This is a genomic window from Thermus sp. H19.2 (assembly GCF_054979525.1).
This window is the reverse complement of sequence record NZ_CM143429.1, coordinates 1,415,528-1,428,229: the sequence shown is the minus strand read 5'-3', so window position 1 is coordinate 1,428,229 and position 12,702 is coordinate 1,415,528. Positions and strand designations below refer to the sequence as shown.

General features: G+C 70.5%; 11 protein-coding genes. 10 read left to right on the top strand and 1 reads right to left on the bottom strand.

What is annotated here, in order from left to right; genetic code table 11:
* Positions 1-320 precede the first annotated feature (320 nt).
* The 9 genes from fsa to ACY5J6_RS07740 all read left to right on the top strand — a co-directional run bounded on the left by fsa (position 321) and on the right by ACY5J6_RS07740 (position 9,816).
* The gene (gene fsa, locus ACY5J6_RS07780) at positions 321-992 is read left to right on the top strand and encodes a fructose-6-phosphate aldolase (protein WP_462844420.1); all 672 of its coding nucleotides are present in this window, start codon (positions 321-323) and stop codon (positions 990-992) included.
* Positions 989-2,269 (top strand): transcription termination factor Rho, encoded by a 1,281-nt coding sequence (gene rho / locus ACY5J6_RS07775; RefSeq protein WP_462844419.1) that lies wholly within the window; start codon positions 989-991, stop codon positions 2,267-2,269. The genes fsa and rho overlap by 4 nt, the downstream gene beginning before the upstream one ends.
* Positions 2,270-2,457: 188 nt before the next feature.
* Entirely contained in the window at positions 2,458-3,627 is a 1,170-nt protein-coding gene (locus ACY5J6_RS07770) for a peptidoglycan DD-metalloendopeptidase family protein (RefSeq protein WP_462846508.1), read from the top strand.
* Positions 3,628-3,746: 119 nt separating this feature from the next.
* Positions 3,747-4,628: a pyridoxal 5'-phosphate synthase lyase subunit PdxS gene (pdxS, locus tag ACY5J6_RS07765; protein WP_462844418.1), complete on the top strand. Its 882-nt coding sequence runs from the start codon at positions 3,747-3,749 to the stop codon at positions 4,626-4,628.
* Entirely contained in the window at positions 4,609-4,980 is a 372-nt protein-coding gene (locus tag ACY5J6_RS07760; RefSeq protein ID WP_462844417.1) for an ArsR/SmtB family transcription factor, read from the top strand. The genes pdxS and ACY5J6_RS07760 overlap by 20 nt, the downstream gene beginning before the upstream one ends.
* A gap of 31 nt (positions 4,981-5,011) precedes the next feature.
* Complete coding sequence (locus ACY5J6_RS07755; protein WP_462844416.1) at positions 5,012-7,060, top strand: heavy metal translocating P-type ATPase; 2,049 nt, start codon at positions 5,012-5,014, stop codon at positions 7,058-7,060.
* 80 nt (positions 7,061-7,140) lie between these two features.
* On the top strand, positions 7,141-7,800 hold the full coding sequence (locus ACY5J6_RS07750; protein WP_462844415.1) for a DUF4397 domain-containing protein: 660 nt from the start codon (positions 7,141-7,143) through the stop codon (positions 7,798-7,800).
* The gene (locus ACY5J6_RS07745) at positions 7,787-8,539 is read left to right on the top strand and encodes a methyltransferase domain-containing protein (RefSeq protein ID WP_462844414.1); all 753 of its coding nucleotides are present in this window, start codon (positions 7,787-7,789) and stop codon (positions 8,537-8,539) included. Before ACY5J6_RS07750 ends, ACY5J6_RS07745 begins: the two co-directional genes overlap by 14 nt.
* A 5-nt stretch (positions 8,540-8,544) precedes the next feature.
* The gene (locus ACY5J6_RS07740) at positions 8,545-9,816 is read left to right on the top strand and encodes an alpha/beta fold hydrolase (RefSeq protein WP_462844413.1); all 1,272 of its coding nucleotides are present in this window, start codon (positions 8,545-8,547) and stop codon (positions 9,814-9,816) included.
* Here the strand turns inward: ACY5J6_RS07740 and ACY5J6_RS07735 are convergent.
* Complete coding sequence (locus ACY5J6_RS07735; protein WP_462844412.1) at positions 9,731-11,134, bottom strand: phytoene desaturase family protein; 1,404 nt, start codon at positions 11,132-11,134, stop codon at positions 9,731-9,733. The two genes, ACY5J6_RS07740 and ACY5J6_RS07735, sit on opposite strands and share 86 nt — an antisense overlap.
* Positions 11,135-11,230: 96 nt before the next feature.
* Here ACY5J6_RS07735 and ACY5J6_RS07730 point away from each other — a divergent pair, with 96 nt between their 5' ends.
* Positions 11,231-12,676: an SDR family oxidoreductase gene (locus ACY5J6_RS07730; protein WP_462844411.1), complete on the top strand. Its 1,446-nt coding sequence runs from the start codon at positions 11,231-11,233 to the stop codon at positions 12,674-12,676.
* Positions 12,677-12,702 lie beyond the last annotated feature (26 nt).

Below are 12,702 nucleotides of genomic sequence, written 5' to 3'. Positions count from 1 at the left end.
CCCCAGGCCCTCGTTGAGGCGCTATAACGGGCGCCACCCGGCGGGCATTACTCGGGGCTGGCCCTTTCCTCCCGCGGCTCCGGGGCGATCTTCCCACCTTTCCTCACCGCCGGGCTTCCACCCTCCCCGGCTCGCTTTTAGGCTCTTGGAAAGGGGTACTCTCCCCATCCTCGCCTTTACAACCTGTGCCCCCTGGGGTAGAATCCCCCGTTGGCGGCTAAGGCCATGCTAGCAGCCCTTCCCCTCCCTTGACAACCGCCCGGCAAGGTCTGCTAGACTCAGGCTAAGCCGGTCCTCTTCCCGTCAAAAGGAGCCTAGCCATGGAGCTTTACTTGGACACAGCTAACTTGGAGGAGATACGGGAGATTGCCGGTTGGGGAGTCCTCTCCGGGGTCACCACCAACCCTACCTTGGTGGCCAAGGAGTTCGCCGCCAAGGGGGAGAGGCTTACCTGGGAGGGGTTTCGGGCGCACCTAAAGGCCATTTGCGAGGCGGCGGGAGGACCCGTTTCCGCCGAGGTGACGGCCCTCGAGGCCCCCGCCATGGTGGCGGAGGGTAGGCGCCTGGCGGAGATCCACCCCAACATCGTGGTCAAGCTCCCCACCACCGAGGAGGGCCTCAAGGCCTGCAAGCGGCTTTCCGCCGAGGGGATCCGGGTCAACATGACCCTGATCTTCTCGGCCAACCAGGCCCTTCTGGCGGCCAGGGCCGGGGCGGCTTACGTAAGCCCCTTCCTGGGCCGGGTGGACGACATCTCTTGGGACGGGGGAGAGCTTCTGCGGGAGATCGTGGAGCTTCTCCAGGTGCAAGACCTCCCGGCGCGGGTCATCGCCGCCTCCATCCGCCACCCCCGCCACGTCACCGAGGCCGCCCTTTTGGGGGCCGACATCGCCACCATGCCCCACGCCGTGTTTAAACAGCTCCTCAAGCACCCCCTCACGGACATCGGCCTCAAGCGGTTTATGGAGGACTGGGAGAAGGTCAAGCCATGAAGCGGAAAGCGGAAGTCCAAGAAGCCCCTCTTTCCTACCAGGAGCTTTCGGCCAAGATCCTGCCCGAGTTGCACCTCCTGGCCCAGGAAGCCGGCATCGAAGGCTACAAGCGCATGAAGAAGGACCAGCTCATCATGGCCCTCCTGGAGCGCCAGACCCAGGGGGAGGGGCTACAGCTGGTCAAGGGCTATCTGGAGATCAGCCCCGACGGGTACGGCTTCCTGACGGAGAGCCTTTACAACCTGGAGTCCCGGGTGGCCATCGTCTCCGCCGGGCTCATCCGCCAGTACGCCTTAAGGAGCGGGGACTACATCGTGGGCCGGGTGCGCCCGCCCCGGGAGAACGAGCGCTACGGCACCCTCCTAAAGGTGGAGGCGGTCAACGACCTGGACCCCGAGACCGCCAAGAACCGCCCCCGTTTTGACGAGCTCATCCCCCAGTTCCCCGACCGGCAGATCCGTCTGGAGACTACCCCGGACGAGCTCTCCACCCGGGTCATCGACCTCCTGGCCCCCATCGGCCGGGGCCAGCGTGGCCTCATCGTGGCCCCGCCCAAGGCGGGGAAGACCACCCTCCTCAAGAAGATCGCCAACGCCGTCCTCAAGAACGAGCCCGACATCAAGGTCATCGTCCTCCTCATCGACGAGCGGCCCGAGGAGGTGACGGACTTCCGGGAAAGCGTCCAGGGGGCCGAGGTCATCGCCAGCACCTTTGACGAGCCGCCCCAGAACCACATCCGGGTGGCGGAGTTCGTGCACGAGCGGGCCAAGCGCATCGTGGAGGAGGGGGGGCACGTGATGATCCTCCTGGACTCCATCACCCGCCTGGCCCGGGCCAACAACCTGGTGACCCCGCCCACGGGGCGTACCCTTTCAGGGGGCTTGGACTCGGCGGCCCTCTACTTCCCTAAGCGCTTCCTGGGGGCGGCGCGGAACATCCGGGGAGGGGGAAGCCTCACCATCTTGGCCACCGCCCTCGTGGAGACGGGAAGCCGCATGGACGACGTGATCTTTGAGGAGTTCAAGGGCACGGGCAACATGGAACTCCACCTTTCCCGCCGCCTGGAGGAGCGCCGCATCTTCCCGGCCATCGACATCCTGAAGTCCGGCACGAGGCGGGAGGAGCTCCTTTTGGGGGAGGAGGTGGTGCACAAGATGTGGCTTCTGCGCAAGGTCTTGGCGGACATGGACCCCGCCGAGGCCATGGAGATGCTCCTCGCCCGGCTGGCCCGCACCAAGAGCAACAAGGAGTTTTTGGCCTCCTTGGCGGCCCGGTGATACTCTTTCGCGTGAACCCTTCGCCCAAGCCCAGGGGTGGTGCCGGGGCCTCCACGCTGGCTTGGGCCAGCATGGGGTGGTATGAGGCCTCCTCCGCCCCTTGCCCTGGAACCGGGTGGGGCTGGTATAATCCCCCCGGGGTTTTGGGGTTTCCTTTTTGGAGGTGATGGTTGCGGGCATTCCAAGGCGTGTATTTCCTCGTGGCGGCCCTCGCTTGGGCGCAAGCCAACCCCCTGGTCTTAAGCCCTATCCCCCTGCCGGAGGCCACGGTGGAGGTGGGCCAGGCCCCCAGGAAGGGCTGGGTTCTCTACCGGGTGAAGCCGGGGGATACCTTGGCGGGAATCGCCGCCCGCTACGGGGTGGACCCTAGGCACATCCAGTGGTCCAGCGGCCTGGAGGACGACCGCCTTCGGGTGGGGCAGGAGCTCCGTATCCCCTTGGTGGCGGCCGAGGAGCGGGAGCCCCGTGTGCCCCCTGGGGTGGTGGCCTACCGGGTGCGCCCGGGGGATACCCTGGCTTCCTTGTCCCAGCGTTTCGGCCTTTCCCCCTTGGAGCTGGTGTCCGCCAACCCCTCCCTGGAGAGCCTAGACCGGTTGGTGGCGGGGAGCGTGATCTACATCCCCAAGGGGGCTAAGGGGCTCCTCGTGGCCCTGCCCGAGGGGGAGACCCTGGTGTCCTTGGCCTTGCGGTTTGGCCTTTCCCCGGTGAAGGTGGCCCAGGCCAACGGGGTGAAGGACCCCACGGCCCTGAGGCCGGGGGATCTGGTCCTCCTTCCTGGAATCCAGGCCAAGACCACCTACCAGCGGCTTCTGGCCAAGCAGGAGGAAGAGCGAAGGGCCCGCCTCGAGGCCGAGCGCAGGCGCCAGGAGGAGCTTAGGCGGCTGGCCGAGGAAAGGCGGCGGCAGGAAGCCCAAAGGCAGGCCCGGCTTCGCCAAGCCCAGGCTCCCAAACCCCAGGTGCGCCGGGTGAGCTACCAGGAGGGCGGGATGCGCTGGCCCCTTTCCGGCTTCCAGATCACCACCTACTTCGGGCAGCGGGGGGCGTTTCAACGCTTCCACACCGGGATAGACCTCGCCGCCCCCTACGGCACCCCCATCTACGCCGCCAAGGCCGGCCAGGTGGAGGTGGCGGGCTGGAGCTCGGTGGGCTACGGTTTCCACGTGGTCCTGGACCACGGGGGCGGGGTGGAGACCCTTTACGCCCACATGTCCCGCATCGCCGTGCGGGCCGGAGAGTGGGTGGAGGCGGGGCAGGTGATCGGCTACGTGGGCTCCACGGGCTGGTCCACGGGGCCCCACCTCCACTTTGAGGTGCGGGTGGGCGGGGTGGCCCGGAACCCCTTGGCCTACCTGCCTTGAGCGCCCGCCAACTGGATTTTCCCCGGCATGCCTCAACTCCAAGGCGTCCTGGGATGCCCAGGTTTTGTGCCCCAGGTCCCTTGACCCTGGGGAGCGTAAGCTAGAGGATGGAGGGCGGGATGGAGAAGGGAACCTTCCAGATCAAGACGGGCTTTGCCGAGATGTTCAAGGGCGGGGTGATCATGGACGTGACCACCCCGGAGCAGGCGGTGATCGCCGAGGAGGCGGGGGCGGTGGCGGTGATGGCCCTGGAAAGGGTCCCCGCCGATATCCGGGCCCAAGGCGGGGTGGCCCGCATGTCCGACCCCAAGATCATCAAGGAGATCATGGCGGCGGTGTCCATCCCGGTGATGGCCAAGGTGAGGATCGGCCACTTCGTGGAGGCCATGATCCTCGAGGCCCTTGGGGTGGACTTCATTGACGAGTCCGAGGTCCTGACCCCCGCCGACGAGGAGCACCACATCGACAAGTGGAAGTTCAGGGTGCCCTTCGTGAACGGGGCCCGGGACCTGGGGGAGGCCCTCCGCCGCATCGCCGAGGGGGCGGCCATGATCCGCACCAAGGGCGAGGCGGGGACGGGCAACGTGGTGGAGGCGGTGCGCCACGCCCGCACCATGTGGAAGGAGATCCGCTACGTCCAGTCCCTGAGGGAGGACGAGCTCATGGCCTACGCCAAGGGGATCGGGGCTCCCTTGGAGCTCGTGAGGTGGGTCCACCAGCACGGCCGCCTTCCCGTGGTGAACTTCGCCGCCGGGGGGATCGCCACCCCGGCCGACGCCGCCCTCATGATGCACCTGGGCATGGACGGGGTCTTCGTGGGAAGCGGCATCTTCAAGTCCGGGGACCCCAGGAAAAGGGCCCGGGCCATCGTGCGGGCCGTAACCTACTACAACGACCCCGAGGTCCTGGCCGAGGTGAGCGAGGACCTGGGCGAGCCCATGGTGGGCATCAACCTGGACCAGCTCAAGGAGGAGGAAAGGCTTGCCAAGCGGGGCTGGTAGGGCGGTCTGCGGGGTCTACGAGATCCACCCGGAGAGGGTGGAGAAGGCCCGGGCCGCCCTGCCCGAGGAGAGGGTGGTCAAGGAGGCCGCCCTCCTTCTCAAAGCCCTTTCCGACCCCACGAGGATGCGCCTGCTCCTCGCCCTCAAGGCGGCGGGGGAGCTTTGCGTCTGCGACCTCGCCCTCCTCGCCGGGGTCTCGGTCTCGGCGGTGAGCCACCAGCTGAGGCTTCTTCGCCAGGCGCGGCTCGTGGACTTCCGCCGGGAGGGGAAGCAGGTCTACTACCGCCTCGCCGACCGTCATGTGGAGGGCCTCCTGGGGGAGGCCCTGGCCCACGCGGAAGAAAACACTTGAACAATTAATCAAACGATGCTACCTTGGGGACATGAAGGCTCCCAGGGTGCGCGTCTTCCGGGTGGAGGGCATGGACTGCGCCGACTGCGCCCGCAAGGTGGAATCCGCCCTCCAGGAGGTGCCGGGGGTGGTGGGGGTCCAGGTGAGCTACGCCAGCGGCAAGGCCTACCTGGCCCTGGAGGGGGAGGAGGCGGTGGGGGAGGCGGAGGCCCGCCTCAGGCCCCTTGGCTACCGGCTCCGCGCGGACGGGGAAGGGGAGGGGGGGCTTCCCGGGCCCTGGCCCTGGGCCCTCTTGAGCGGGGGGCTCCTTCTCCTCGCCTGGTTTTGGGACGTGTTCTTCGCCAAAGGCGGCCTTCCCTACGCCCTTGCCGCTTTGGTGGGGGTCTTGCCCCTGGCGCGGAAGGGGCTTTTGGGGTTTAGGCGGAACCCCTTCAGCATCCAGGTCCTGGTGAGCCTGGCCACCCTCGGAGCCTTGGCCATCGGCGCGGCCGAGGAGGCGGCGGTGGTGGTCTTCCTCTTCCTGGTGGGGGAGGTCCTCGAGGCCCAGGCCACCGCCCAGGCCCGAAAGGGCCTCCTCTCCCTCGGGGGGCTTCTTCCCAGGCGGGCCCTCCGGGTGGGGGAGGCTGGGGTGGAGGAGGTCCCCCTTTCCGCGCTACGGGTGGGGGACCGGGTGCGGGTGCCCCAAGGGGAGAGGGTGCCGGCGGACGGGGTGGTGGTCTCGGGGGAGGCCTGGGTGGAGGAGGCGGCCTTCACCGGGGAGCCCCTGCCCCAGGCCAAGGGTGCGGGGGACCGGGTCTATGGGGGAAGCCTCGTGGAAGGCGGGAGCCTCCTCGTGCGGGTGGGAAGGCTTCCCGGGGAGGGCTTCCTCGCGGAGATGGCCCGCCTCGCCGAGGAGGCCATGCTGAAGAAGGCGGAGGTGGAAAGGCTTATAGACGCCTTCAGCCGCCGCTACACCCCCTTCGTCCTCCTCCTCGCGGGCTTCGTGGCCTTTGCGCTGCCCCTCTTTTTGGGGGACTTCCCGGGCCACCTCTACAAGGCCCTCGCCCTCCTCCTCATCGCCTGCCCCTGCGCCCTCGTGGTCTCCGTGCCTGCGGCCCTCGCGGCCGGCGTGGCCCGGGGGGCGAGGTCGGGGGTTCTCTTTAAGAGCGGGGCCGCCCTGGAGCGCCTGGGGAAGGTGCGCCACCTGGCCCTGGACAAGACGGGGACCCTCACCTTGGGCCGTCCCCGGCTCGTCCAGGTGGTGCCCTTGGGGGTGGGGGCGGAGGAGGCCTTGGCCCTCGCCAAGGGGGTGGCCCAGGGCTCGGCCCACCCCCTGGCCCGGGCGGTGCGGGAGGCCGAGGGGAGGGCTTTGGAGGCGGAGGGCCACCGGGAGGTCCCGGGGCTGGGCGCCTTCGCCCGGGTGGGGGGGAAGGAGGTGGGCCTTTTGCGCCCGGAGGCCCTTCCCTTGCCTGAGGAGGCGCGGGAGGCGGTGGCCTCCTTGGCGGCCCAGGGCCACACCCTCTCCCTCCTCGTGGAGGGGGAGAGGCCCCTCGCCCTCCTCGCTTTCCGGGACGAGCCCCGGGAGGAGGCGGGCCGGGCCCTGGAGGCGCTTAGGGGGATGGGCCTTAAGCTCCACCTCCTCACCGGGGACCGGGAGGAGGCGGCCTTGGCCCTCGCCCGGGCCTTGGGCCTCGAGGCGGACGAGGTGGAGGCGGGGCTTTCCCCCGAGGACAAGCTCAGGCGGGTGGCGGCCCTGGCGGAGGAGGGCGGGGTGGCCATGGTGGGGGACGGGGTGAACGACGCCCCCGCCCTGGCCCGAGCCACGGTGGGCCTCGCGGTGGCCGAGGGGACGGAGGCCGCGCTTCGGGCGGCGGACGTGGGCCTCCTTTCCCTCGAGGCCCTGCCCCGGGCCTTCGCCCTGAGCCGCAAGACCCTGGCCGTGGTCTGGCAGAACGTCTTCTTCGCCCTAGGGCTCAAGGGGCTCTTCCTCCTCACCACCCTCCTCGGCCTCACGGGGCTTTGGCCTGCGGTGCTCTCGGATAGCGGGGCCTTGGTTCTCGTGACCCTGAACGGCCTCCGCCTCCTCCGGCAACGGGTTTAGGCGAGGGGGAGGGGTCCTTTGTGGTCCAGGCCAAGGTGCCCTTTCCGCCCTAGCCTTACCCTTTTGCTTGGAGGTAAATCGTGAAAAGGCTTCTCGGTTTGCTGGTCCTGGCAGGCGCTCTCGCCCTGGCCCAAGGGGCCATGGTGCGGGTGGCCCACCTCTCCCCCGACGCCCCGGCGGTGGACGTGCTGGTGAACGGGCAGAAGGCCATCACGGGCCTGGCCTTCAAGGAGGTTACCCCCTACATCCCCCTTCCCGCCGCCAAGGTGAGGGTGCAGGTGGTGCCTTCAGGGGCCGACGCTCCCGTGGTCATAGACGCCGAGCTGGACCTCAAGGAGGGGGTCTACTACACCGTGGCCGCCACGGGCTTCCTGGCCCAGATCCGTCCCCAGGTCTACACCGACACCCTGGCGGGTTTCTTCCCCCGGGCCGGGTACGCCCGAATCCGGGTGGTCCACGCCTCCCCCGACGCCCCGGCGGTGGACGTGGCGGTGAAGGGTGGGCCGGTGCTCTTCGCCGGGCTTCCCTTCCCCCGGGCCAGCACCTACCTCTCTGTGCCCGCGGGGACCTATGACCTCGAGGTCCGGGCGGCCGGCACCTCCACCGTGGCCCTGGCCCTTCCCGGGGTCACCCTGGAAGGCGGCAAGATGTACACCGTCTTCGCCGTGGGAAGCCTGAAGGCGGGCACCCTCACCGTGGTGGCGGTGGTGGACGCCACCGTGCTGGGTGGAAACCGCTAAGCCCCCCCAACCCCCCTTCCCGGGGCCTCCCGGGGAGGGGGTTCCCTCTTGGCTCCTTCCCCTCCTCGCCTGCCCCTTCTGCCGCAGGCCCCTCCTGGGGGAGGGGTGCCCCGGGTGCGGCCGGGTTTTCCCCCGGAAGGGGGGCTTTCTGGACCTCCGGGCCTTCCGGGAAAGGCCCCTCCTGGCCCTGGTCAACCGGTTTCCCCCCGTGGCCTTAGGCTACGACCTCTGGCGCACCCATTCCACGGGCCTTCTCTCCGGGGGGCGCCTGGACCTCGCCGGGGAGCTCGCCCTCCTCCGGGAGTGGCTTCTTCCCACGGGGGGGCCCTTTCTGGACGTGGGCACCGGGACTGGCGTCTACCGGGAGGCCCTGGGGGAGGGGATGGTGGGGGTGGACCCTTCCCCCGCCTTCCTCGAGGTGGCCCAAGGGCGCCGCCCCGGGGCCTACCTCCTCGCCCACGGGGAAAGGCTTCCCTTCCGGGACGGGGCCTTCTCCGGCGTGGCCATCGGGCCCACCTGGAACGAGTTTTTGGACCCCGTGGCGGCGGCCTGGGAGGCGAGGCGGGTTCTTAGACCCGGAGGTCGTCTTTTCGGCCTCCTCCTTCTGGGGCCGGGAGGCCCCTTTGGGCTTTTCCGCCCCACGCCGGAGGCCTTCCTCCGCCTCCTGGAGGGGGCGGGGTTCCGGGGGGAGGTCCGTAGGCTGGGCCAGCTTGGCCTCGTCCTCGCCGAGGTAAGGTGAGGGGCATGAAGCGGCTCTTGGCCCTGCTCCTTGCCCTCCTCCTGGCCCAGGGCCAGGAGTACCGGGTCCTCCCCGGGGCGGATACGGGGAGGCCGGACCTGGACCGTAGCTACGCCCTCGTCTACCCCGCCCCAAGGCCTAAGGCCGTCCTCCTCCTGGTGCCGGGGCTTCTTGGGGGGAGCACCAACTTCGCCCTCCTGGCCCAGCACCTTAAGTCCATGGCCCCGGACCTCGAGGTCTGGGCCTGGGAGAGGCGGGCCAACGGCCTGGAGGACCGCTCGGGCTTCCTCCGGGAAGACCCCGTGGCCTACTACCGGGCCCTCCCCCTCCCCGACCTCGCCCCCTTGAGGGGTTGGGGCCTGGAGGTGCACCTCGAGGACCTGGACCTGGCGGTGGAGGCGGCGAGGGCCCGGGCCCCCGTGGTCCTCGCGGGCCACTCCCTGGGGGCGGCCCTCGCGGGGCTCTACGCCCTCCTCCACGGGGAAAAGCTTTCCGGGCTCGTCCTCCTGGACGGGGCCCCCGGGGTGGTGCCCCTCTCGGAGGAGGCCTTTTACGAGGGGGCGGACCTCCCCTTCGGGCGGCTTGTGGGCTACCGGGCCTTCCTTCGGGGGGAGGGGAGCCCCGTCTTGGCGTGGCCGGGGCTTGGGCCTAAGGAGCTCGCCCTGGCCGAGGCGGAGGCCTTCCTCGCGGCGAAAAAGCCCGAGGAGACCCTCCCCTTCGGCCCCTACCGGGCCACCCGGGAGGCCCTGGCCCTCCTAAGGGTGGACGACCACTACAGCCCCTTCCCCGTCTTCAGCGTGAGCGCGGGGCGGGTCTGGGCCAGGGAGGGCCTGAGCCTCCTTGGCCTCCTCCAGGGGCGGCTCGTGCGAACGGTGCGGGGGCCAAGGGCGGGCCCCATCGCCTGGCGGGACACCGGGGAGGCCACGGACCCGAGGGCCTTCCTCAGGGCCTTCGCCCTCCCCGAGACGGGCTTTTCCGAGTGGTACTTTCCCTACCGCCTCCTCCTGGAGGTGGGGGGGTACCCCTACGTCCTCCCGGGCCTCAAGCCCCGGGCCCTCCCTTACCCCCTCCTCGCCCTAGGGGCCGGGCGGGGCCTCTACCCGAAGGCGGAGGACTTTCGTCTGGGGGAGCTCTTCCCGGGGACGGAGGCCCGCCTTTGGGTCCTCCCCGGCCTCACCCACCTGGACCTCCTCACGGAAAGGGAGGGAAGGACGGCCAGGGTTCTCCTTCGCTACCTGCAAGACCTAGGGCTTCTAGGGCCAGGCGGGCCGCCCTGAGGCCGGAGAGGGCCGCGGCGGGGACGCTCTGCCCAGGGAAGACCCCTTCCCCCACCCGGAAGACGTTGGGGAAGGGCCGCACCCGGGGGAAGCGGAAGGGGTGGGTCTGGGGGAACCCCCCCACCCAGGCCCGCCCGGCGAAGCGGGCGTAGGTCCTGGGGGTGCCGAAGAGGAGGAACTCCGCCTCCCTTAGCCCGGGAAGGAGGGCTTCCCCCAGGCTCAGGGCCATCTCCCCCCAGCGGGCCTTGAGCCTTCCGTACTCCTCCCTGGAAAGCCCCTCCCAGAGGGCGAGGGGGGTGTGGAGGCTTAGGGCGAAGGCCGTCTTCTCCCCCTCGGGGCGCAAAGAGAGGAAGGCGAAGGGCCTCTCCCTGGCGTTTTGCCGGAAGTAGGGGGGAGGGGCCCTAAAGGGCAGGACCCCGTGGACCACGAAGGCCCCCCAGGCGTCCTTGGGGGCCCTAGGGGGAAGGCCGAGAAGGGGGGCGAGGGGGACGTCCAGCACGAAGAGGTCGGCCTCCACCACCTCCCTTTCCCCCCGCCTTCTTCCCCCGTAGGCCACCTCCACGGCCAAGGCCCGCCCCTCCCGGAGGAGAAGCCTCTCCGCCCGGGCCTTGTAGCGCACGGGGAGGCCCTCCGCCAGGGCCTCGGCCACCCGCCCCACGCCCCCCGGCACCAGGGCGGGGCCCATGTGGGGGAGGTCCAGGGCCAGGGCGGCGTAGAGGGCGTAGGTGCGCCTGGCCTCCGCTTGGCTTGCGATGAGGAGCTGGGCGTCCAGGAAGCGGAGGAAGTGGGGGTCCTGGGGGGCCCGGTGGACCGCCTTCAAGAAGAGGTCGGGAAGGAGGGGAAGGAGCCGGGGAAGGAGGGTGAGGAGGCGGGGAAACTCCTCCCTTTCCGGGGGCCAGGGGAGGCGGGGAGCGAGGGCGAGGAGGGCCTTTGCCCTGGCCTCCTGCCACGCCCAGAAGGGGAGGACCTGGGGCCCGAAGAAGTCCCGCTGGGCCTCCCGCTCCGCCTCCCGTCCCACGGGGCGCACCACCTCCCCCCGGGGCAGGTGGACCGCCATGAGGGGGAAGCCCTCAGGGAAGGGCTCCACGGGGAAGCGCACCTCCAGGGCCTCCGCGACGAGGGCCATGGGGCCCCCGGGGGCGAAGCCGGAAAGCAGGGTGGCCCCGGCGTCCAGGCGGAAGCCCCGGTGGTGAAAGCTCCCGGCGAGGCCGCCCGGGTAGGTGTGGGCCTCGAGGACCAAGACCTCGAGGCCCGCCCGGCTTAGGGCCCTGGCCGCCACCAGCCCGCCGATGCCCGCCCCCACCACCAAAGCCCGCACGGGGCCTAGGGTAACCCCCGCGTTCGGGAAAGACCTTGGCCTGGGCCATGGTCCCTCGCCACCTTTCCCCAAGGGGAGGGTGGGTAAGCTGGGGGCGTGCGCGTCCTGGTCACGGGGGCCACGGGGTACGTGGGGGGAAGGCTCGTGCCCCGCCTCCTGGAGCGGGGCCACCAGGTGCGGGTCTTGGTGCGGGACGAGAGCCGCCTCCTGGGGCGCCCCTGGGCGGGGCGGGTGGAGGTGGTGCGGGGAAGCCTCGAGGACGAGGAGGCCCTCAGGCGGGCCCTGGAGGGGGTGGAGGCCGCCTACTACCTGGTCCACGCCATGCTCTCGGAGAGGGCTTTCCAGGAGGCGGAGCGCCGCCAGGCGGAGGCCTTCGCCCGGGTGGCCCGGGAGGCGGGCCTTTCGCACGTGGTCTACCTCGGAGGGCTCCTGCCCAAAGAGGGCCGGCCTTCCCCCCACCTAAGGAGCCGGGCCCAGGTGGGGGAGATCCTGAGGGCCAACCTCCCCGCCACGGAGTTCCGGGCGGGGCCCGTGATCGGCTCGGGCTCCGCCAGCTTTGAGATGGTCCGCTACCTCACGGAGCGCCTTCCCCTCATGGTGGCCCCCCGCTGGGTGCTGAACCCCGTTTCTCCCATCGCCATCCGCGACGTGCTGGCCTACCTGGTCCTGGCCCTGGAGAGGGGGCCTTCCGGCGTGGTGGAGATCGGCACGGAACCCCTCTCCTTCAAGGCCATGATGGAGACCTACGCCGAGGTCCGGGGGCTTAAGCGGGTCATCCTCCCCGTCCCCGTGCTTGCCCCAAGGCTCGCCGCCCTCTGGGTGGGCCTGGTGACCCCCATCCCCAACCGGCTCGCCCTGCCCCTGGTGGAGGGGATCCTCCACCCCCTGGTGGCGGACACCGCCCGGGCCAGGGCCCTTTTCCCCGAGGTCCTTCCCCTCCCCTACCGCAAGGCGGTGGAGCTCGCCCTGGAGAGGATCGCCCTGGGGGAGGTGGAGACCCGCTGGTCCGGGGCGCTTTACGGCGGGGGCTTCCGCCTCGAGGACCGGGAGGGCCTCATCCGCGAGGTCCGCGTCCTCCGCGCCAAGGCCCCTCCTGAGGCCCTCTTCCGGAGCTTTTCCTCCTTGGGAGGGGAAAGGGGCTGGCTTGTCTGGAACTGGGCCTGGGCCCTAAGGGGGCTTCTGGACCGCCTCCTCGGGGGTCCGGGCCTGAGGCGGGGGAGGCGCCACCCCACCGAGCTCCTCCCCGGGGAGGCGGTGGACTTCTGGCGGGTGGAGGTGGCCGACCCTCCCCGGCTCCTCCGCTTGCGGGCGGAGATGCGCCTGCCCGGGCGGGCCTGGCTGGAGTGGGAGGCCCGGGAGGAGGAAGGGGGGAGCCTCCTCGTCCAGACCGCCTACTTTGAGCCCAAGGGCCTCACGGGCTTCCTCTACTGGCGGGCCCTTTACCCCATCCACCGGCGCATCTTCAGCGACCTGGCGCGGGCCATCGTCCGCGAGGCCGAAGCCCAAGCCAAAGCTCCACCACGAGAGGGTGGGGCGGGGTGAGGGTGGGGCTTTTCTCCCTGCCCCAC

Coding starts and splice junctions, on each gene's coding strand:
- rho (WP_462844419.1), top strand. CDS start 989: ATGAAGCGGAAAGCGGAAGTCCAAGAAGCCCCTCTTTCCTACCAGGAG.
- ACY5J6_RS07740 (WP_462844413.1), top strand. CDS start 8,545: ATGAAGCGGCTCTTGGCCCTGCTCCTTGCCCTCCTCCTGGCCCAGGGC.
- pdxS (WP_462844418.1), top strand. CDS start 3,747: ATGGAGAAGGGAACCTTCCAGATCAAGACGGGCTTTGCCGAGATGTTC.
- ACY5J6_RS07755 (WP_462844416.1), top strand. CDS start 5,012: ATGAAGGCTCCCAGGGTGCGCGTCTTCCGGGTGGAGGGCATGGACTGC.
- fsa (WP_462844420.1), top strand. CDS start 321: ATGGAGCTTTACTTGGACACAGCTAACTTGGAGGAGATACGGGAGATT.